This window comes from Ignavibacteria bacterium (assembly GCA_016707005.1).
Lineage (GTDB): Bacteria > Bacteroidota > Ignavibacteria > Kapaibacteriales > Kapaibacteriaceae > UBA10438.
Genome location: JADJIQ010000004.1, coordinates 339365 through 360984, shown reverse-complemented (window position 1 = coordinate 360984; position 21620 = coordinate 339365). Strand labels below are relative to the sequence as shown.

Sequence of the window (21620 nt, the reverse complement as noted above, 5' to 3'; positions counted from 1 at the left end):
CCCCATGTATAAGAATGTTCTCGCAAGCATCCCCGGCATCGAGTGGTACCCCGTCGTTGCCTTGCTGTTCTTCTTCAGCTTCTTCGGTGTCTTGGTGATCTGGTACTTCCGTGCTGATCAACGCCGACTCGAAGCGCTCGCTGCTTCCATTCTGAATGATGGAACACCGAGGTCGGAATCAAACTCTCCATCGAAAACAATGCAAGGGAGCTGACAATCATGGCACAACAGGAAAAAGATCGGTTGATGGATCATGATGCAGACGGCATCCGTGAATATGATAACGACCTGCCGCGTTGGTGGCTCTACGGGTTCTACTTCACGATCGTCATGAGTCTGATCTACGTGTTCTACTATCACGTCTACTTTGGACCGGACTGGAACGTTCTCTGGTATGGTCCGCGTGGACAGGCTAACGAATACGCGGCACAAGTAGCAGATGCACAAGCCTCCATGGCTGCAGCTCCAAAGAAGGCGGCCGTGAAAGCCGTCCTTCTCACGGACAAGGAGTCTTTGGAGAAGGGAAAGGCCATCTTCAACGGAATGGAAAACCTCTGTTCCACCTGCCATCGTGAAGATCTCGGTGGACAGGTAGGTCCGAACCTTACGGATGATCTTTGGATCCATGGGTGCTCGCTGGAGCAGATCATGGCCAACATCACAACAGGGTTCCCCGACAAAGGGATGTTGCCCTATGGCAGCAGCAACAAACTCTCCGACGAACAGCTGATGCAGGTTGCTTCGTACATCATTTCAATGCGAGGTAGCAATCCACCGGAACCAAAACCAGTAGACGAGACACGCGAGATCCTCTGTGACCGAGACGCTGCACCCGTGCAGTGACCTTTGTCATAGATTCTCGCAGATGTCCGTTGTAGGTTCGCGTATCACCACCGAAGGTTCACGACATGTCGATCATTGACCTCGATCTCATCGAAGATCACGAGCGATTCCGAGCAGAGCTCGGGAGTATTCACCCTGACGGTAAACGTCGGTGGATCTATGCTCGTAAGCCAAAGGGTCGATTCACAACATGGCGTACCATCCTCGGTTGGTTCTTGATGGCATTCTTGGTGCTCGCCCCCTTTGTTAAGGTGGGCGGGCACCAATTTTTGTTGTTGAACATCATCGATCGAGAGTTCGTGCTGTTTGGCATGCCTTTCTGGCCGAATGATTTCTATCTCGTGGCGCTGTTGTTCCTCACGGGTGTGATCACGGTGGTTCTCTTCACGGCCACGCTTGGTCGCATATGGTGCGGCTGGCTTTGCCCTCAAACGATCTTTATGGAGATCGTATTTCGTCAGATCGAATACCTGATCGAAGGCGGACCGAAGGAGCAAGCACAGCGTAAGGCAGGTCCATGGAACTGGGATCGCATCTGGCGAACGGGCGTCAAGGTGGTTGTCTTCTTCGCCATCAGTTTTGGTATTGCAAACGTGTTCCTCTCGTACATCATCTCAAGTGATGTGCTTCTTCAGTATGTAGAGAATGGACCGGCAGCTCATGTGGAGCTCTTTGGAGGCCTTGTCTTCTTCACGTTCGTGTTCTTCATGGTGTTCTACCGATTCCGCGAGCAGGCATGTTTGATCGCATGTCCGTATGGACGGTATATGTCTGCACTTGTGGATGAGAACACCATTGCTGTGACGTATGACTTCAAGCGGGGAGAGGACCGTGCGAAGTGGACCAGAGCAGACAATGAAGCAAAGAAACAAACAGCCTCTGGATCGGCCTCATTCACGCGTCCGGAACAGAAGGGTGACTGCGTGGATTGTCACCAATGTGTGACAGTCTGTCCAACCGGCATCGACATCCGAAATGGTATCCAATTGGAGTGCGTCAATTGCACCGCATGTATTGATGCCTGCGACGAAGTGATGGACAAGGTGGGGCTCGATCGCGGCCTGGTGCGATACAGCAGCCTCAATGCTGTTGAGAACGGCAGAGCCAAGGTGTTCACAAAACGTATCAAGGCGTACCTTGCTGTGTGGTTCGTGATGGTTGCAGCGGTTTCTACACTCTTCATCTTCCGTCACGACCTAGACGTCGTTGTCCTTCGCCAAGAGGGCACAACGTGGGTTACGATGCAGGAGGGGATAGCGAACTTCTACCGTCTACAGATCATCAATAAGACCGATCATGACATTCCGTATGAAATGCATGTAACGTCTCCGCATGGATTCTCGATCAAGAACATCGGACTTCCGTCCCACGTTGGTGCAGAAGACATTCTCAAGGGGCGATTCATCATCATCCGTGAGAACGATGCGCCCAAAACAACAGAAACAAAGCTTACAATTGAGATGACGACGAACGGGAAGGTATTCCATACCATTACCACGTCGTTCATCGCCCCCTGAGGTTCCTATGAAAAAACTCCATTGGGGTTGGCGGATCGGTATCGTCTATACGTTGTTTGCAAGTGCAACCCTTGGATTTGTTGCCTTTGCCCTTACGACGTCTGTTGATCTGGTGCGTCCCGACTACTACGAAGAATCATTGCGTCACGACGTAATGATGGCCGATCGTTCTCGTGCAGAGGCCAGCGGCAGTACGCTGGAGGTCAAGTCGCGAGAGCTGACCCTCACAACATCCATGGCAGGTGTTCCGGACGGACAGATCCGTCTCAAGTTCTACAAGCCCGATCAACCGGATCTCGACAGGTCTCTGGCCGTTACGGCGGATGCCCAAGGAATCGCAAACGTTGATCTGTCGGGTTTCGCCACCGGAGTATGGAAGCTCACAGCTCAATGGTCTTCCAAGGGCAACACCTACGAGCTCAACCGAACGGTCGTCTTGGAGTAGGATGTGATCGAGCCTCTTACCGGATTTCTTCTAGGCCTTGCGGGCAGTCTCCACTGTGCCGGGATGTGCGGTCCTATCGCCATGTCCTTGCCGAGTGCAGGGGGCAGGGGGGTACGGCGTTTGGCTGAGAAGAGTATCTATCAGGTAGGACGGATCGCCACCTATGCTACACTTGGACTCATCGTTGGCCTTGGAGCCAGTGTCTTTGATCTGGCAGGGTATGGTCGTGTGGCATCGATCACTGCCGGCGTATTGATGATCATCACGGCCGTGCTTCAGCTTGTTTGGCATAAGAACCTATTGCCGTCGGGACCAATACATCGTCTAACGGCACCTGTTCGAACGTGGCTGGGTGGACTCTTACAGAAGCGATCCATGCTTGCATTGGGAGGGATCGGTGTACTCAATGGATTGCTGCCCTGCGGATTGGTCACCTCAGCGCTCTTAGGCAGCGCAGCAACTGCTGAGCCCCTAGGTGGAATGACCTTCATGGCATTTTTTGGTCTTGGGACGTTGCCGATGATGCTCAGTATCGCGCTCGGAGGTGCCCTGCTTACCGATAGAATGCGCACGTCGATGCGGGTGGCGATGCCCGTTGTGGCGTTGATCGTTGGTGCCATCGTGATGCTTCGTGGAATGGCTCTCGATATCCCGTACCTCTCACCACCTGAAGCAAAGCCGGCTTCAAATGTTCATTGTTGCGAAGAACACTAAAATTCAGACATGAACATCTTATATTTGCGGCCTGAAGAACGAAATTCATTCTCAATATCCATTCGGACAGACATCATGAAGAGATTCGTCGGCATTGTGACAGGCTTGGTCCTGTTTGCCGCCTTCACCACAGTAACACTTGCGCAGGACAAAGCCGCTCTGATGACAAAGGGCCAGAAGGTCTATAATGAGTACTGCAAAACATGTCACCAGGCCAATGGACAGGGTCTGGGAGCAGCCTTCCCTCCGCTGGCAAAGAGCGATTATCTAAAGAACACGCCTATGCCGCAGATCATCAAGGAAGTGGTCAACGGCAAGTCCGGTAAGGTCAAGGTCAACGGCAAGGAATACAATGGTGTTATGGCGCCCCTTCCAAAGAAGTACACGGATGAGGATATTGCCGCAGTTGTGACCTATGTTTACAACAGCTGGGGTAATAGCGGACCCGTTGTAAAGACGGCTGACGTGAAAAAACATAAAAAGAAGTAAGTCGTCCCTATCACACAACGACGCCCTGACGGACCCGCTTCGTCAGGGCGTTCGTATTTTTGCGATGAAGGGTCAGGAAGGGTGTAGACCTAACCTGTTGAAAAGTTTGGGGCAACAGGAGCCCCATTCACGCTATTTTTGCTCTATATCATTTAGGACGCAGCTTCATGGCCAAGGTTCTCTTTCGTGTATCATACTCCATTGCCGATGGCAAACGCGCTGACTACCTCGCTGCCATAGCGAACGTGCGCTCGTTCTATGCTGGGACGGAGATTCAATTCGCCCTTTTCGAGACGAAGGGGAAGCACAATCACTTCCAGGAAGTCTACACCTATCCAACGGCTGAGGCATATGATGCCTCTGATGATCCGGAGGCAACAGCCCCGATCAGTGGCGCGATCGAGAAGATCTACAGCCTTGCCAAGGATGTATCGTACGACGTGTCGACCGAAGTAGCCTAACGTTTCGTCTGACCACCCGCTATGGAGACGCTCGGTGAGGTCCGTGTATTCAGTCAGAATGACACAGAGCTTGTCCGAGTCCTTGCGTCCGATCTCTACGGATTGTCCACGCCGGAAGAACTTGCCAAGCGTGAATGGCCCGAGAAGATGCGGTTTAAGGAACGGTTCCGACTGCGGTTCTTTCAATGGCTGAAGTCAAAGCGCAGTAAGGGGCAGATCTCAGCGCCTATTGATGGACGAGCGGTTACGAAGGTACTCCTATTCCGCTATGATGCACTCGGTGATTACATCACCACGACGTCCATCCTTGAGTGGCTTACGGCAGCCATACCGGGTGTTGTGATCGATGTTGTTGGTTCCTACAGGAACAAAACCTTACTAGAATCTGACCCTCGAATTCGAAGGGTGATCGCGATCAACCCTTCACATGGGTATCGTCCGTCGTGGCTTCGTGTAAGGCAACTTGGTAGAGAGGTTGACTACGATGTTGTTATTGCAGCCGTATTCACTCAGATGACCAAGGCCGCTATTCTCACCACGCTGGCCTCGAAACGAGCACTGAACGTTACCATTCGGCACAACGACCGATCGGGGATCTATGGTCAAGTGTTCCATTGCCAGGTTCCACATCTCCCGGCTGAACATTGGGCGGAAACCATGGCTCGCGTCGGACCGTTTGCGATCACTCCAGTGGTTTCCGTGTTGCCAGATACGGCTCGACCGAGGATCCCGCTGAATGCCAAGGCGGCCCACATTGTCTCGCAATGGCTGGATCAGCGAGATCTGCGTTGGGAGTTTCGTAGCGAAACGGCTCGCGTGATCCCGTCAGACACCCTGCCCGTGGTTGATCGTAGTAAGAGACGATACATCGTAGTGAATATCTCTGCCTACTCGCCGAACCGACAATGGAAACAGGAGACATGTGTCCCGGTCATCACAGACTTGAGAAAACGTTCGCCGGACATCGACATTCTGGTGTCTGGAGCGCCTAATGAGATCGAAGACGTTAAAGAGATCGTTGCACTTGCCAACGATAGCCACGTGCATGCGTGGAAAGGGTCCGTCACAGAGTTGGTTGCCATGATCGCCGGCGCTCACATGCTCATCTCGCCAGACACGGCCACGATCCATCTTGCAGCTGCCGCGGGAGTGCCGTGCACGGTGCTTTTTGCAGAACTCATCAAGGTGGCAGAATGGTATCCATACGGTGTTGAATTCCGAGGTGTCCTTAGTGCAGATCCGTCAACGGTGAATGCGATCCCTGCACACGTCATTGTCAACGCAGCCCTGGAGCTCATTTGACGTGGCAAATTCCTTCCTCAAATCGATCGAGCTAGCTTTCCGTCGGAGTTTCAACCGACACATCGGCGCACAACGTATCCCGATCGTGGTCTCGTCACCGCAATTAGCTATTGCTGTTGAAGATCCCGTGAGGATCCTTGTCCTTCGTCAAGATCGTATCGGAGATGTCTTAGTTAGTGTACCCGTGATCCGTGCCTTGCGTGCTAGATTCCCGGCGGCTACGATCGATATGGTGATGTCACCCAACAACATCACCGTGCGCGATGCTGTTGATCCCTTTATCAACGACGTGATCATCCATCAAAAGGGGCTTGCCGGACTCCTGCGCACACGGCGGACGTTGCGCGCCAGGCGATACGATGTGGTGATCGACCTCATGGACAATGCCTCGTCCACGTCCGCATTGCTCATTCGCGCTTCGCGTGCTCGATATGCCGTTGGCATCGATAAGGAGAATCGTGGCATCTACACTCACGTGGTCCCGCTGGCAGATCGTGCGTCGGTTCACATCGTCGATCGCATCGCACGTCTCCTATGGCCGTTCGCCATCGACCCTGTAGCGACAGACCTACACCTGGCATTTCCTCTGAGCGAAGAGGACAAAGAGCGTGCATCTTCAATCATGCGAGCCCCCTCATCAAGCGCAAAGATCTTCGGTGTGAATATCTCAGGTTCCGATATCTCACGGATGTATTCGGAAGAGGGGATCGTAGAGATCATCGATCACTGCCGGAGAACCTACCCAACCGTTGAAGTTGTTGTGATGGCTGCTTCACAGCATCTTGACATGCAGCAACGGATCGGTCAACGAACAGGCTGCAGAGTGATTCCGCCAACATCGTCCTTCCGGGCATGGGCGGCCAACATCGCCCAGCTTGATAGTTTCTTTACGCCGGACACCTCGTCGGTCCATTTGGCCTCCGCCTTCAACGTTCCAAGCGTAGTACTCTTTGTGCATGACCGCGCCGATCTGATGCCGTGGTATCCCTATGCAAGTGTCTGCTTCCCTGTGGAAACCACAACGGGCACCATCGCAGAGATACCTGTTCGTGATATCATTAGGGCCGTTGACCAGTTGCTTTCGTAAATTCATTGTTTACGAGAACACAGAAATGTCATGCGCTTCGAACAACGAACAGTAACGTGCGGTACACTTCGCCCCGAGCACGCAGGGCAACAGGTCGTTCTGAACGGATGGGTCAATGCTCGCCGTGACTATGGCGGCATCATCTTTCTTGATCTTCGCGATCGGGATGGTGTCACCCAGGCCGTTGTCGATACATCTCACCGTCCGGAACTCGACGAACAGATCCGCGATGTACGTTCAGAGTATGTTCTCTGGGTGAAAGGGGCTGTGCGGCTCCGTGAGAATCCAAATCCGAAGATCCCAACCGGATTGGTGGAGGTTCTCGCCGATGAGATCGGCATCATCAATGCAGCCGATGTTACTCCGTTTGAGATCGTGGATGACCTCGGAACGAATGAAGAACTGCGTTTGACTTATAGGTATCTCGATCTCCGTCGTCCGGTGCTTCAAAAGAACTTTCTTGTGCGCAACAAGCTCTATCAGATAACTCACCGATTCTTCGAAGAAGAAGGGTTTGTGGAGATAGAGACTCCGGTCCTTACGAAGTCCACTCCGGAAGGGGCCCGCGACTTCCTTGTCCCGAGCCGGATCAACAAGGGACGTTTCTATGCGCTGCCGCAATCACCGCAGCTGTTCAAGCAACTGCTGATGGTGTCGGGCTTCGACAAGTACATGCAGATCGTAAAGTGTTTCCGCGATGAGGACCTGCGCGCAGACCGTCAACCTGAATTCACGCAGATCGATGTTGAGATGTCGTTCATCACCCAGGATGATATCCTTGCCCTCACCGAGCGATTCATCACAAAGGCATGGAAAGAGATCCTGAACTACGAAGTAGCCGGTCCGTTCCTGCGTATGCCGTTCAAAACAGCAATGGAGCGCTACGGATCTGACAAGCCCGACCTACGATATGGCTTGGAGCTGACCAACGTGACCGCCACGGCCGGCGCATCTGGATTTACGGTATTCTCTGAGGCGGTGGCTTCCGGAAACGTTGTGATGGCCTTGAATGCAAAGGGCTGTGGCTCGTTCTCTCGCAAACAGATCGATGAACTTGGGGAACATGCAAAGAAGTATGGAGCCAAGGGGCTACCGTGGCTCAAGGTTGTTGGCGGTGAAGTGAGCGGTTCGTTCATCAAGACGCTAACCGATGAACAGCGCGATCTTCTTCTCTTGGAACTCGGCGCAGAAGACGGAGACCTCCTCCTCTTTGCACCGGGAGAGTGGGAGCGTGCCTGCATCATCGCCGGGTCACTCCGAACCGAGGTAGCGCGCCGAACAGGTGTCCTCGAGAGTGTTGCGGGAACGTATTCCTTCCACTGGATCACGGAGTTCCCACTCCTTGAGTACAGCGAAGAAGAGAGTCGATGGATCGCTCGACACCATCCGTTCACTGCACCGATGACCGATGACGTTCCATTGCTGTCCAATGACCCAACACATGCTCGTGCCATTGCGCATGACCTAGTGATCAATGGCTATGAAGCAGCAGGGGGCTCCATCCGGATCCATACCAACGACGTACAGCAAACGATGTTCGATCTCCTCGGCTTTGCTCGTGAAGATGCGGATGCAAAGTTCGGATTCCTTCTCAACGCATTGCGATTCGGCGCGCCGCCTCATGGTGGGATCGCCTTTGGATTCGACAGGCTTGTGATGCTCCTGTGCGGAACCGACAACATCCGCGACGTGATCGCATTCCCGAAGACAACTTCGGGTCTCTCACTCATGGATGGTTGCCCTTCAGATGTTGATACCAAACAACTCGGTGATCTCGGGATCGCACTAACTCGATCATAAACGATGCAACGCAGATCATTTCTCGCCCTGCTCGCCACTCCATTTGTCCTTCAGAATCTGCGTTATAGCAGAAAGAAGAACTCTGATCCCCAGGCAACGTCGCGGTACATCTACAGTCAGGCCGTTCGTCGGTCATCTTCCGACGGCTGGGACAAGCTCGCCATGGGCCCCTTGATGGGGCACATCGGCGAACTGTTCCTTGGAACGCCCTATGTGGGAGGCACACTTGAGGGCGACGGGCCGGAGACATGCCGGATCGATCTCACGGGTCTTGATTGTGTGACGTTCTTTGAGAATGTGCTCGATATCTCCCGTGTTATCAAGAAGGGGAAGTCAGGCTGGGATGACCTCGTGAAGGAGATCACGTTTACGCGATATCGGAGCGGGAATCTCGGTGACTATACAACTCGACTTCACTACACGTCGGAGTGGATCGAGGATAACGTCAAGAAGAACGTAGTTCGAGACATTTCACGTGAGATCGACGGCGAGTTGTTCCCGATCCGCGTGAACTTCATGTCACAGAACCCGAAATATTACAGACCTCTCAAAGAGGATAGTCTCCTCGTGCAGCGTATGGCTGAGATCGAACGTTCGCTCGGAGCTACCACTAGATACATCATTCCCAAAGAACGCATCGAAGCGGTCGAATCACGGCTTCAAACGGGAGATATCGTTGCGATCGCGACATCGAAGAGCGGTTTGGACTATGCCCACACCGGGCTCATCATTCGTGATGGCGATACGGCCCGCATCATGCATGCTTCGTCACAGAAGAAGAAGGTGATCCTGGACGGTCGCATCAGCGACTACGTCAATGGTGTGAAGTCGCACACGGGAATCAGCGTGGTACGTCCGCTGGAAGTGTAACGCACAAACGTCACTTCATCTCGAACGAGAACACTTCCTTCGTTTCCATCTTGGCAGCCGTGCCGAGGCTATTGAAGCCCCTTTCCAACGACCATGGTTCTGGTGTTGGAATTCCCTGCATGATCCGAAACACGCTTGGATCCTTTTCGAACCGTGCGATGATCTTGTTGAACGGCAGGTCGATGACAGTGATCGTGTTCTGCTGAACATAGGTTGCATCGGTGGAGGCAATACCTGGTTCAACCACAATGCGAATGGCGATCTCGAGGTCCGTCATGAACTTCTTCACCATTGTAAGCTGCTGCCGCACCTCTTCGTCAGAAGGAGTCGCAGCCGAGTCGTTCTTCGGTTCCGGTGCAAGGGGCATATTGTTCACGGTGATCCGCGAGCCAACTCGGGTGAATCGTACATAGGATGGCGCAGACTTCTTGCTCGGGTCAGGGGTGTTCATGTGTTCATGAAACGCGTTCTTGCTGATACTGAGCGTCCCGATGTCCTTGGCATCATAGATCGCCACATATCCGGCCCCCTTTGAGGATTTCACAAACTTCACAGATCGTACACTCACACCCGGCCCCATTTTAGAGGCCTCAGCATACATCGCCGAATCACTCCATTGCTCCTTGAGCAAGGTTTGCAGCGGAGTCTTTGTTGCCTTCGCCATCTCTTCCCACATCTTCAACGTGGACGGCGTAAGCATCAACGTATCAGTGACAACGGCCGTGCCGTCCTTACGAACGAGGACGGACATGGAAGAGCGTAAACACCCGGTGAGAAGAGCTGACGCAACAACGACAATGACAAGGATGATGCGCATGGGGGTGTCCGATGGTATGGTCAGTGGGTGTCTTGAAGGTGGTCGAAACTACGACGAATGTATGTCTCGATGTTCTCATCACCAGACGTCAGCCAGCGAACCACTTCGACCGGCAACACCTCTCTTTGTGCTAACTCAGAGAGCGTTACGCTTGAACGTCCGATCTCCGCTTGGAGGAATTCTCGTTGGCGCTCATCTGTGTGCACAAGGTCTGATATCCGTTCATGTCCCGAACCGCAGAGGATACTCCCATGCTGTAGTACGATGCCGTCGATCACACGCTGAGCAGAACCAACAACCTTGCGGGTGCCGCTCATGATCTCGCTTCGGGCATGGGAGGTGAAACAGACCTGACCAAGAGCGCCGGTTGAAGCATAATGCGTCCTCAGATCGGTAGGAACACCAGAGAATGCCAGATCGGGAACATGGTCTGTGAGTATGGTGAACAATGCCTCGTGTACGCGGGCATAGACATCTCGAGCCGTTCGTGATGGACCGAGGCGAACAACGATGCAGTAGGTGAGTTCGTTCGCATGGAGGACGGCCCTGCCTCCTGTAGGTCTGCGAACAATGTCGAACCCAGACGCCTCGCAGCGTTCTGCGTCGATCGATGTTTCCGGTTGGTTACGACCAAGTGATACGCACCACGGATCCCAGGTGTAGGTGCGAAACAAGATGTCTGCAACATTGTTTCGCACGTCTTCGAGCATTGACAGATCTCGTGCCATGTTGGCGGCACCGGATGCTGACCCGTCATGGTCAACTCGGACGATCATGCACGCATCAGGCGGAGGAACCGGAGTTTACCTGCACGAAGGATGCGCGGTGACGAGACGTCGACGATCGATGCAGGGTCCGTGATGCGCTCGCCGTCGAGGGAGACACCGCCGCCGGTGATAAGCCTGCGGGCTTCACTCTTGGATGTTGAGAAGCCGACGCCAACGAGGATGCTCACGATGTCGTGTGGTTCTTCTGCGGATAGTCCGTGATCCGGTATCTGATCCGGAATATCCTTCTTGACAAAGATCCGCTCAAATTCAGCGAACGCTTCGTTCCCGGCCTCTTGTCCGTGATATTGGGCAACGATGCGTTTCGCGACGTCCACTTTTGCATTGCGCGGGTGCACAGATCCGTCAGCAAGCCCCTTCTCAAGAGTCGATACTTCTTCGTCTGATGCGAAGCAAGCATAGCGAAGGTACTTGGCGATCAGGGTATCCGGAATCGACATCGTCTTCCCGAACATGTCCTTTGGTGACTCCGTGAGTCCGATGTAATTGCCAAGAGACTTACTCATCTTCTCCACGCCGTCTGTGCCTTCAAGGATCGGCATGGTTAGGATACACTGCGGTTCGTGCCCATACGAGCGCATGATCTCGCGTCCGACCAAAAGGTTGAACTTTTGATCTGTGCCACCCAGTTCGATATCGCTGCGCACGGCAACCGAATCGTATGCCTGCGAGAGGGGATACAGGAATTCGTGGACGCTGATGGGTTCACCACCGCGATACCGTTTTGTGAAGTCATCACGCTCAAGCAGCTGGGCAACGGTATACTTGGCAGAGAGTGCGATCACTTCCTTGAAACTCATGGCATCGAGCCAGGCGGAATTGTAGACCACCTCTGTGCGCGACATATCGAGAACGCGAGACGCTTGGTCAACATAGGTCTTGCCGTTCTCACGTGTTTCTTCAAGAGTGAGGGCCGGACGCGTTTTTGACTTCCCTGTTGGGTCGCCGATCATGGCCGTGAAGTCGCCGATGATCAGCACCACCGTGTGACCGAGATCCTGGAACTGTCGGAGCTTTGTGAGGACAACGGCATGACCGATATGGATGTCCGGTCTGCTGGGGTCTAATCCTAACTTCACTCTCAGTGGATTCTTAGTAGCAACAGAACGTTCGAGCTTGCGAACGAGGTCTTCAACAGGAAGCAGATCCACTGCGTTCTGTTGGATAATGGCCAGTTGTTCGTTCACGCTGAGCATGATCAAGATCCTTCCAGGTCGCGCCGACCGCGCTGCACTTCTCGTTGTAGTTCGCGCTCCTTGGTAGCAGCACGTTTGTCGTAGAGTTTCTTTCCGCGCATCAATCCCAGTTCCACCTTCACATACGGTCCGGAGAAGTAGAGGGAAAGGGGCACAACAGTCAGCCCCTTTTCTTCGATCGATTCCCGAAGCCGATGCAGTTCATTTGCCTTGAGCAAGAGTTTCCTCTTGCGCATAGGGTCGTGATTCTCTCGGTTTCCAAAATCATACGGATTGATGTGAAGTCCGATCAGAAACAGTTCATCAACGGTCCTCGACGGAAAGGTGGCATAGGCATCTGCCATATTCACCTTTCCGGCCCGGAGAGACTTCACCTCGGTACCGGTAAGCGCAATGCCTGCCTCGAACCGCTGGATCACCTCGAATTCATGCAAGGCTTTGCGGTTGGTAACGATGGTCCGTATGACGCGTTCGTCTGACATTGGCTGGAAGTACTACCGATCGGAATAAAAAAGCCCCACGCAGAAGCGCAGGGCTGAAAAAGTGCGGAGAGGGAGGGATTCGAACCCTCGTTAGAGGTTAAAACCCCTAAGACGGTTTAGCAAACCGTTGCCTTCAGCCACTCGGCCACCTCTCCCTACGGAGAGCACAAAGATACGACGACCGAAGGAAACTCAAACACAAGCTAGAGCGAAGTTTCTGAAGGCATGGATGTTGGGTCGCCCGTGTTCTCGCGTGTGATCGTGCCGTCAGCCGTGAGGATCTCCTGTGTACCGGCAACGTTTCGAAGTATGACGTTGCCGCGGTCGACGTTCACCGATAGGTTGGAAAGTGCGCCATCCACGGTCACATTACCGGCCGCAAGGAAAACCTCAACGACGGCGTTGGCCGGAACATAGATGGTATGAATTGCAGGCAGGATATCCTGAGATACCGCTTGATCAGCTTCCTTGTGGTGGAAGAGCACTGTGCTCCCGCCGTTGACCTGGCTCCGCTCAAGGATGCCCTCTGAACCCGAACTTTGAACGGTGACCTTGTCTGACAGCCAGCTGACGATTCGGATGTCGCCGGCGTCACAATCGATCTTAATGATTGGTGACTTGTCGACAAGAACAGTGTGGCGCATCGTGCTTACACGAGCTTCCTCCACCAGGCGTGCTGCGGAATCGGGATTGAGAAAGAGGCTAGAAAGGGTGATGATCGAGAGGGTGAGGAGAGTGGTCATGTTGACCTCAATGGAAATGAAACTGGAAGACGGGGTGCAGATACGCCGTCATCTGAACAAGGTTGCACCTCAGTGCATGTTCTCGTAACGATAGTATATTGGCCTGCCCTCATCACCAACTTCAATTGTCTTCGAATGTGCTATGCAGATCGTGGTTTATCGAAGGGTTATTCTCACGCTAGCAGTTCTTTCGTCACTGGTAGCCTTTTCAATACCGATCATATCAGTTGTTGATGGTTCCACAGCGTATCAAACTGTTGTGGCGGATGACTTCTATTATTACCTCATTCCTGCCAGGTCATTTGTAGAAACCGGTGTTACGAGCTTTGACGGCATTACGGAAACAAACGGATACCACCCACTGTGGATGGCAGTCATTGTATCCCTTGTCGGTCTCTCTGGTAGCAATTTCACCCTGTTTTGGATTCTCCTCTTCCTTCTCCTCGCTGCCTTATCCATTACAACCTTCATCCAACTTCGGTCGTTCTCTGAGTTGCTTTTCGGACAGCATTGGTGGGTCTCCACGGTGGTTCTTGGAGCGCACTGTTATGGACTGGCGTTCTATCTGTGTGGGATGGAATCATCGATCGTACTTCCCTTATCGGTGGCCTTCTTTCATAGATTTTGGGTGGTGTTGAAGAAGAACGTGCCGCCACAGACCTCACAAGTCTTCTTGTTGGCGTTCATTGCGAGTCTGGCAATATTGGCTCGACTCGATATTGGCCCTTTTGTTCTCTTGCCAATGCTATTGTTTCTGTGGCGTAGCCGGCTAGATCACAAGCGTTTGGTGTTGTTGTCGATCTCAATATTCTTGGGCTTAACGCCTGTTCTCCTGTATTTCATCTACAATCACCTTCACTTTGGCCATATAATCCCTGTCTCTGGTCTAGCTAAAGGTCTGCATCGTGCCGATTTCATCTTCAGTGGACATATGATTCAGGATCTCGCAAGAAGCAAGAGAGTTGTTGGATATGGAGCTTTTGTATTGCTATCTGTGATCATCCTTGTTTGGATGGTGTTTCGTAGGCGGCCGATATCGATGCGTTGGATCATGGTCTACATCGGTTTTCTGATTCCGGCAGGATCTATACTCATTGCCGGATTCCGTAGCGATTGGATCCTTTGGATTTGGCACCTTTATTGGACAGTACCGTCATTTGTAATGATTGGATGTATCGTGTTTACAGTAACAACGGAGGGCGTTGCTGGAAGAAACCACTTGAATAGATACATGCAGTGGATAGCTCCGGCAGTGATATCGATCGCATTTGTTGTGTTTCCTGAAATGATGCTGGGACGGTCCGTGATTCAGCCAGACTATCTCGGAATCGAGTCTACCGCTCTACGACTGCGAGAATTCTCCCGTGCAAAAGGTGGTCGTTATGCCATGGGTGATCGGGCGGGGCTTACTGCCAGTATCATAGAACGGCCGGTCACGCAATTGGAGGGGCTCATGGCAGATATTCATTTGTTAACGTGTATTTCAGCGGAGAAGGACTTGCAAGTAGTCCTTCGAGAATATGACGTTGACTATCTGATAGTATCTCGCAGTAGACCATTCAATTCGTCACGTGAATCAAGAACGATAGAGATTCCAGATCCAGATCAATCTGGCCCAATGTCGTATCGAATGAAGACCACATTCCAGCATGCCCCTGTTTACGTTGATTCTTCAGTTGCCGGAGTGTATACGGCCGTATTCTATTGTCGATTCTAAGCAGGACGAACGGATTCGTAAATTCCCCGGTGAAACAAGCTCAAGAAACGCCGCTCATGCGGCAATACAATCAGATCAAGGGGCGCCATCCGGATACGGTACTGCTCTTCCGACTCGGCGATTTCTATGAAACGTTTGGCGACGATGCAGTTGCAACGGCAAAGGCATGTGGCATCACGTTGACCAAACGCAACAATGGAACTGCGGGCGAGATCCCGTTGGCCGGATTCCCGCACCATCAACTGGATACCTACCTTCCGCGCATTGTGCGCGCAGGTCACCGTGTTGCAGTCTGTGAACAGCTTGAAGATCCCAAGCAGGCCAAGGGGATCGTCAAACGAGATGTTGTAGAAGTTGTGACGCCGGGTGTTGTACTCTATGACAAACTCCTTGATCACAAGTCGCACACCTATGTAGCCGCGATAACCGGTCCAACGAAGAATGATCCGAACTGCGGACTAGCCGTAGCCGATATCTCAACGGGTACGTTCACAGCGGGTGACATCCCGATGGATAAACTTGCAGCGATGATTGAGTCCTTGCAACCGGCAGAGATCATTGTTGACAAGGATCAGCGGGGGTGGTGGGAGCCCCTTCTCGAGAGACTTCCGTTCACACCGGCACGAACACGTCTTGAGTCGTGGATCTTCGAGCAGGAGTTTGCGACCAACATATTGCTCCGTCACTTCCAAACAGCTTCACTCAAAGGTTTCGGTGCGGATTCACTCACGCGTGGTGCGATAGCTGCCGGTGTTGTCCTTCACTATGTCTCCGAAACACAGAAAGGAGCACTTTCGCAGATCACGGGGCTCAGCATCCTGAGCTCGGATACAACGATGGTTCTTGATGCTGCAACCCGTCGGAATCTCGAGATCCACTCTTCGATGTCAGGAGACGGAACAGCCGGGGCACTGATCTCGATCGTGGATCGATCCGTAACCCCGATGGGAGGAAGACTGTTGCGTTGGTGGTTGCAATCGCCGTTGATCGACATCAAACGAATTCAGAAACGTCACGAAGCAGTACGCGGTTTCGTTCGCGATCAGCATACGCTTACGGAAGTGCGTGCAATCTCTGCTGGCATTGGTGACCTTGAGCGACTGATGACCAAGGTGGTCACCAATCGCGCCACCTCCAGAGATCTTGTAGGACTTCGATCCGGACTCCAGCAACTTCCGAAAGTGAAGGAGACATGTACGGCAAGTCTCTTCGATGCGGTTCGCGACCTCGGTGAGAAACTCAATGCTCACCAATCAACGGTGGATCTTCTTCAACGCTCGCTTCGTGATGAGCCATCTTTGCAGATCGGCTCCGGACAGATCTTTCGTGACGGATTTGATGCCGCTCTCGATGATGCTACGAATGCCTTGCTGCACGGGAAAGAATGGATCGCTGCCTATCAAGAGCGACAACGAACGGAGTCGGGCATCTCTACGTTGAAGGTTGCCTATACAAGTGTGTTCGGATACTACATCGAGATATCCAATACCCATAAGGCTCGGGTTCCGGAACACTACGATCGCAAGCAGACGCTGGCAAATGCAGAACGGTATACCACGGTTGAATTGAAGGAGTTTGAGCAGAAGTTGCTTAGCGCAGAGAGTACAGTTACGTCTCTCGAATCAAGACTGCTTGATGAGCTTCGTCAGCATATCTCGTCTGATTGTGCGGCCATTCAGAAGACCGCTACCCTCATTGCAACGATCGATGCGTTGGCAGGATTTGCCGACGTGGCCAGCGCGTATGGGTACGTTGAGCCAGTGATGACAGAAGAGACCGCGCTTGAGATCGTTGACGCCAGGCATCCCGTTATCGAACGACTGCTGCCACACGGAACACCGTACACATCGAATACCGTGTTGATGGATACCGAGAAAGAGCAGCTGCATATCCTTACCGGCCCGAATATGTCCGGGAAGTCTAGCTACCTGCGTCAAGTAGGCCTGATCGTATTCCTCGCCCATGTTGGCTCCTTCGTTCCGGCAACATCAGCCACGATACCACTGACCGACCGCATCTTCACTCGCGTGGGTGCACAGGACAACATCATGGCAGGGGAGAGTACCTTCCTTGTTGAGATGCAGGAATCGGCCAACATCCTCAACAATGCAACGAAGCGCAGCATCATCTTGCTTGATGAAGTGGGAAGGGGCACTGCAACATTCGACGGCATTTCCATTGCCTGGGCCATTGCCGAGTACCTACACGAGGTGATCGGAGCAAAGACCATCTTTGCAACGCACTACCATGAGCTTACCTCTCTGGCGGATCAATTCCACCGAGTACACAACCTTCAGGTGGAAGTACGCGAAGTTGGCGACGAGATCGTCTTTACCCACCGTGTTGTCCGCGGACATTCCGATCACTCATTCGGCATTCATGTTGCGCGGATGGCCGGACTCCCGCCGGCAGTGTTGGCAACTGCCCGCGCAGTGCTCGTCCAGTTGGAATCAGGGCAACACGGACCAACGGAGCTTGGTCGCACGGCTTCTGCTGAACGTCACCGTCTTGAAGAAGCGGGACAGATCTCGCTTTTTGAAGTGCGAGATGACGGACTGCGAGATCGTGTGCGATTGCTCGACATCAATAACATGACCCCGCTCCAGGCCATGCAGGCACTGGTGGAACTCAAGGACAGCATCGATGAATGAAGATATCAAGAAGAAATGGCTCACTCGAGACCGCGTAACACGCGCCATGACCGTTGATGGTCTGTTCCGCGCAGCAGTGATCCACAACCCAAACACTGTCCGTACTGCTCAAGAAAAGCACAACCTTGATGCCGTGAGCTCCATCGTCCTTGCGCGTGCACTAACCGGCGCATCGCTCATGGCCTCGTTCCTGAATGGCGAAGAGCGTGTTGTAGTGCATGGTACCGGAGACGGAGTGATCTCTACGGTCTACGCCGAAGCAATGCAGGTTGGCGAGACCCGCGGATACGTAACGATCAATCCCCAACCGGCAGAGGGTCGGAATAGCCCCCTAGGCGAAGGACTGCTCAAGATCCAGCGAGTGCTCTATGGGAACTATGAACCGGTAACGGGCATCGTTGAACTCCGCCGCGGAGATGTAACGAGTGACCTTGGATATTATCTCACCCAATCCGAGCAAATACCATCGGCATTCGTGATCGATCTTGATTATGACGAGAACGACATGATCCGTCAAAGTGTTGGACTTCTCGTTCAGGCGATGCCAGGTGCACGTCCGGAAGACATCTTCAAGGTGTATGACACGATCGATTATCTGGAGCGTCTGACGGAGTTCGCAGATAAAGGGTATTCGCCCGAGGAGATGTTGCGACAGATCATGCCAACAGAGATCACCGTGATGTCTACATCACCGGTTGATTATTTCTGTCGGTGTTCGCACGACCGATTCAAGTCGCTCCTCCTCACCCTTGGCCTTGAAGAGATCACAGGCATGGAAGCGGAAGGACAGAATGAATTGGTTTGCCAGTATTGCTCCAATCGCTACTACCTCACGCCAGAAGACTTTACAGAGCTCAAAGAGAAACTTCTCGTTAACCGAAATTGACGATCAGCTCATCAATGCCGTGATGGCAGCAACATCAACGATGTCCTCCACGGAACAGCCACGAGAGAGATCGCAGTAGGGATGCGCCAGACCCTGAATGATGGGTCCTATCGCTCGAGCTCCACCAAGACGTTCAGTGAGCTTGTAGGCAATATTGCCACTATCGAGATCCGGGAACACCAGCACATTTGCTTCTCCGCCCAATGGTGAGGAAGGGGCTTTTCGTGCTGCAACAGACGGCACAAGGGCGGCATCTGCCTGAAGTTCACCATCGGAGAGAATCTCAGGATGTTGGTGTTGGAAGATCGACTGAGCTGATCGAACCTTCTCCACGCGCTCGTGCTCGGCGCTGCCTTTTGTTGAGAAGCTTAGGAAGGCAACACGCGGCTCTGACTGTACAACGATCCGGAAATTGTTGGCAGCGGCAGCTGCGATGTCGGCCAATTGTTCATCTGTCGGGTCGGGCACAACACCGCAGTCGGCAAAGATCAACGTTGAATCCGGCCAGGCCATTACGAAATAGCTCGATACGGTTTTTACAGCGGGCGCGGTGCCGACGGTGATGATGGCTGCTCGCAAGACATCCGCCGTGGTCGAAACAGACCCGGCAACAACCCCATCCGCTTGACGACGTGTAACGAGCGCACCTGCTGCATATAATGGATCTAAAGCCATCACCCGTGCTTGGGGGTCGGTGAGCCCCTTACTGCTTCTCCGTTCAAGCAGAAGCGATGTGGTTTCGTTGATGATGTCCGAAGGGTCGATGATCTCAACACCGTCCACACCAACGATCTGTTCATGGTGGGCAACAGCGAGGATCGTATCTCGGGAACCAACAAGAACGGGGACACACATCCCCGAACCGGACATTACCACAACAGCCTTCAGCGTACGAGGGTCTGTGGCATCAGGGAAGAGGATACGTCTGTGCAGAGAGGCAGCGCGACGGTGGATCTCATCAAGGATCATCGGCCGATTCCGACCAGTGCTGAAGAGGAATCAGCTTGAGTAGTGCTGGCCTTAAAGACTTCGCCGTATTCATCGAGGACGTCTGTTGTTGTGACACCCTCAACGGTTCGTTGTACCATGATCTCCGCCCGCGCCGGATTATACCCGATCTGGTCGTAGGCATCGAATTGAATAAGAGTGGTCTTGTTTCGAGTGCGGGTGTTCACGCGAACAAGCCCATTCTGAACCGGAACAAAGGCAGTTTCATTTACGGTCACTACCAATCCTCTCGGTAGTTGTGAAGGGGCATTTGTGGATTTGCCCGATACATCAAGCTTCTTTAGGATCGCTCGTGAGGCAGCCGAGACGAACACGATCGTTGGAACCGATTCGATGCCATCGTCGATCTTCCCAGAGCCGAGACAGACGATGCAGAAGACAGAATTCAAGTCGTCGGCCTCCACATAGTAGGGGGCTTGATCGACGCCTATTCGTGCCTCAACCGTATTTGTGCGTGAATCGATAACGGCAACCTCATTCACGTCGACCAATGCTACACAGATCTGGTTTCCAGTTGAGGCAATGCCGGCCGGTCTTGAACCGAGGGCTATCGTTCTCACAAGTGTGTTCGTTGTGATGTCTACAATACCCACGCTCTTTGTAGTGGCAAGAGTGACGTAGGCTGTAGTAGCGTTGGCAAACGCGATGTCAGATGCTGGGCCATCGGTCCCAAGATCGATAGTGTCAGTAGCCAGCAATGTTGCTTCATTGATCACCACGATCCACGGTTGGCTCGAGTGAAGAACGTAGATCTCATCGCGGAATCGTTTGATGTCCGATGCAGGGTAGGACGTGCCCACCGGACCGGACCAGACCGAAGGATTCGCAAGGTCTCCTGCTGGCATCGTGTATGTTGCCAGGCCATTTGGTCCGGCGGTAAGAAGTCTCCACTCATCGGCGAATGAACTGATCAGAGGTTCGTCAGGCGAACACCCAATGACCACCAGACACAAAACGAGTGAGGATAGGAGGGGGCGGGTCATGTACACGTTGCGATAACGTCCGTGATAAGTTCGGTCATGATCGGTTCTGCTTGGGCAGCAGCAGCGAGGACGTGCTCAAGCTTCACCGGCTCTAAAGAGTCGGGGAAACACTCATCTGTTACAATACTCAAGCCAAGGACCTCCATTCCCATGTGCCGTGCCACGATGTTCTCAGGAACGGTGCTCATCCCCACGACGTCTGCACCGATGGTGCGAAGGAAGCGGTATTCGGCACGTGTTTCGAGGTTGGGGCCGGTAACGGCCACGTAGACACCCCTATGGACCTTGATCTGTCGAGCCAAGGCAGCCCGTTCTGCGAGGTCCAGCAAGCGTCGCGAATACGGTTCGCTCATATCCGGGAAACGTGGTCCGAGGCGATCGTCATTAGGTCCAATAAGCGGATTGTCGCCCAAAAGGTTGATATGATCATCGATCAGCATGATATCGCCCCTTTTATAGAGCGGATTCATCCCTCCACACGCATTGGAGACGATCAGGGTCCGTACTCCTAGGGCGTGCAGGATTCGGACGGGAAACGTGATCTGCTGGAGAGTATAACCTTCATAGGCATGGAATCGACCCTGCATCACTACGATCTCCACGCCGTTCAGGGTGCCGAACACAAGGCGTCCATGATGGGATTCAACCGTGGAGATAGGGAAATGAGGGATGTCATCATATTCGATGATCGTGGTGATATCGACCTTTGATACTAGCCCCCCAAGCCCCGTACCGAGGATGACTCCGATCGCCGGCGTGGAGGGGGAGTATTTACGTATGGCCGAGACGGATTCTGAGAGAGCTTCGAACATGTCCATGGT

22 protein-coding genes and 1 tRNA gene are annotated in these 21620 nt (G+C 53.1%); 14 read left to right on the top strand and 9 right to left on the bottom strand.

Annotated elements, in window-relative coordinates; genetic code table 11:
• Positions 1-4 precede the first annotated feature (4 nt).
• From IPI29_08165 to IPI29_08115, 11 genes are all read left to right on the top strand, one after another.
• Positions 5-214: a hypothetical protein gene (locus tag IPI29_08165; protein ID MBK7412513.1), complete on the top strand. Its 210-nt coding sequence runs from the start codon at positions 5-7 to the stop codon at positions 212-214.
• A gap of 5 nt (positions 215-219) precedes the next feature.
• Complete coding sequence (locus IPI29_08160; protein ID MBK7412512.1) at positions 220-843, top strand: c-type cytochrome; 624 nt, start codon at positions 220-222, stop codon at positions 841-843.
• Positions 844-908: 65 nt separating this feature from the next.
• The gene (gene ccoG, locus IPI29_08155) at positions 909-2360 is read left to right on the top strand and encodes a cytochrome c oxidase accessory protein CcoG (GenBank protein MBK7412511.1); all 1452 of its coding nucleotides are present in this window, start codon (positions 909-911) and stop codon (positions 2358-2360) included.
• A gap of 7 nt (positions 2361-2367) precedes the next feature.
• Complete coding sequence (locus IPI29_08150; GenBank protein MBK7412510.1) at positions 2368-2805, top strand: FixH family protein; 438 nt, start codon at positions 2368-2370, stop codon at positions 2803-2805.
• A gap of 3 nt (positions 2806-2808) precedes the next feature.
• Positions 2809-3519: a sulfite exporter TauE/SafE family protein gene (locus tag IPI29_08145; GenBank protein MBK7412509.1), complete on the top strand. Its 711-nt coding sequence runs from the start codon at positions 2809-2811 to the stop codon at positions 3517-3519.
• Between the two features lie 75 nt (positions 3520-3594).
• Positions 3595-4008: a cytochrome c gene (locus IPI29_08140; GenBank protein ID MBK7412508.1), complete on the top strand. Its 414-nt coding sequence runs from the start codon at positions 3595-3597 to the stop codon at positions 4006-4008.
• Positions 4009-4175: 167 nt separating this feature from the next.
• Entirely contained in the window at positions 4176-4469 is a 294-nt protein-coding gene (locus tag IPI29_08135; protein MBK7412507.1) for a hypothetical protein, read from the top strand.
• Between the two features lie 21 nt (positions 4470-4490).
• A complete protein-coding gene (locus IPI29_08130; protein ID MBK7412506.1) occupies positions 4491-5771 on the top strand; it encodes a glycosyltransferase family 9 protein in 1281 nt (426 codons plus the stop codon).
• Between the two features lies 1 nt (position 5772).
• Positions 5773-6858, top strand: coding sequence for a glycosyltransferase family 9 protein (locus tag IPI29_08125; protein ID MBK7412505.1), 1086 nt, complete (start codon positions 5773-5775; stop codon positions 6856-6858).
• A gap of 30 nt (positions 6859-6888) precedes the next feature.
• Positions 6889-8658, top strand: coding sequence for an aspartate--tRNA ligase (gene aspS, locus IPI29_08120; GenBank protein ID MBK7412504.1), 1770 nt, complete (start codon positions 6889-6891; stop codon positions 8656-8658).
• A gap of 3 nt (positions 8659-8661) precedes the next feature.
• Positions 8662-9528 (top strand): DUF1460 domain-containing protein, encoded by an 867-nt coding sequence (locus IPI29_08115; protein ID MBK7412503.1) that lies wholly within the window; start codon positions 8662-8664, stop codon positions 9526-9528.
• A 10-nt stretch (positions 9529-9538) separates the two neighbouring features.
• On the opposite strand, the gene IPI29_08110 is transcribed toward IPI29_08115, so the two are convergent.
• From IPI29_08110 to IPI29_08085, 6 genes are all read right to left on the bottom strand, one after another.
• Positions 9539-10345: a hypothetical protein gene (locus IPI29_08110; GenBank protein ID MBK7412502.1), complete on the bottom strand. Its 807-nt coding sequence runs from the start codon at positions 10343-10345 to the stop codon at positions 9539-9541.
• Positions 10346-10365: 20 nt separating this feature from the next.
• Positions 10366-11121 carry a lipoate--protein ligase family protein gene (locus IPI29_08105; protein ID MBK7412501.1) on the bottom strand — a complete coding sequence of 252 codons (756 nt, stop codon included), beginning with the start codon at positions 11119-11121 and terminating at the stop codon, positions 10366-10368.
• Positions 11118-12329 (bottom strand): tyrosine--tRNA ligase, encoded by a 1212-nt coding sequence (locus IPI29_08100; protein MBK7412500.1) that lies wholly within the window; start codon positions 12327-12329, stop codon positions 11118-11120. The genes IPI29_08105 and IPI29_08100 overlap by 4 nt, the downstream gene beginning before the upstream one ends.
• Positions 12330-12331: 2 nt before the next feature.
• Positions 12332-12811 carry an SsrA-binding protein SmpB gene (gene smpB / locus IPI29_08095; GenBank protein MBK7412499.1) on the bottom strand — a complete coding sequence of 160 codons (480 nt, stop codon included), beginning with the start codon at positions 12809-12811 and terminating at the stop codon, positions 12332-12334.
• A 64-nt stretch (positions 12812-12875) separates the two neighbouring features.
• A tRNA-Ser gene (locus tag IPI29_08090) sits at positions 12876-12966 on the bottom strand.
• A gap of 48 nt (positions 12967-13014) precedes the next feature.
• Positions 13015-13554 carry a hypothetical protein gene (locus IPI29_08085; protein MBK7412498.1) on the bottom strand — a complete coding sequence of 180 codons (540 nt, stop codon included), beginning with the start codon at positions 13552-13554 and terminating at the stop codon, positions 13015-13017.
• A gap of 142 nt (positions 13555-13696) precedes the next feature.
• On the opposite strand from IPI29_08085, the gene IPI29_08080 reads away from it, so the two are divergent.
• The 3 genes from IPI29_08080 to IPI29_08070 are packed head-to-tail and all read left to right on the top strand — an operon-like array spanning position 13697 to position 18808.
• Entirely contained in the window at positions 13697-15271 is a 1575-nt protein-coding gene (locus tag IPI29_08080) for a hypothetical protein (protein ID MBK7412497.1), read from the top strand.
• Between the two features lie 56 nt (positions 15272-15327).
• Entirely contained in the window at positions 15328-17922 is a 2595-nt protein-coding gene (gene mutS / locus IPI29_08075) for a DNA mismatch repair protein MutS (protein MBK7412496.1), read from the top strand.
• Positions 17915-18808, top strand: a complete 894-nt coding sequence (locus IPI29_08070; protein MBK7412495.1) for an Hsp33 family molecular chaperone HslO — start codon at positions 17915-17917, stop codon at positions 18806-18808. The genes mutS and IPI29_08070 overlap by 8 nt, the downstream gene beginning before the upstream one ends.
• Positions 18809-18811: 3 nt before the next feature.
• Here the strand turns inward: IPI29_08070 and pta are convergent, their stop codons facing one another.
• The 3 genes from pta to IPI29_08055 are packed head-to-tail and all read right to left on the bottom strand — an operon-like array spanning position 18812 to position 21617.
• Entirely contained in the window at positions 18812-19777 is a 966-nt protein-coding gene (pta, locus tag IPI29_08065; GenBank protein MBK7412494.1) for a phosphate acetyltransferase, read from the bottom strand.
• Positions 19774-20799 (bottom strand): hypothetical protein, encoded by a 1026-nt coding sequence (locus IPI29_08060; GenBank protein MBK7412493.1) that lies wholly within the window; start codon positions 20797-20799, stop codon positions 19774-19776. The genes pta and IPI29_08060 overlap by 4 nt, the downstream gene beginning before the upstream one ends.
• Positions 20796-21617, bottom strand: coding sequence for a purine-nucleoside phosphorylase (locus IPI29_08055; protein ID MBK7412492.1), 822 nt, complete (start codon positions 21615-21617; stop codon positions 20796-20798). Before IPI29_08055 ends, IPI29_08060 begins: the two co-directional genes overlap by 4 nt.
• Positions 21618-21620 lie beyond the last annotated feature (3 nt).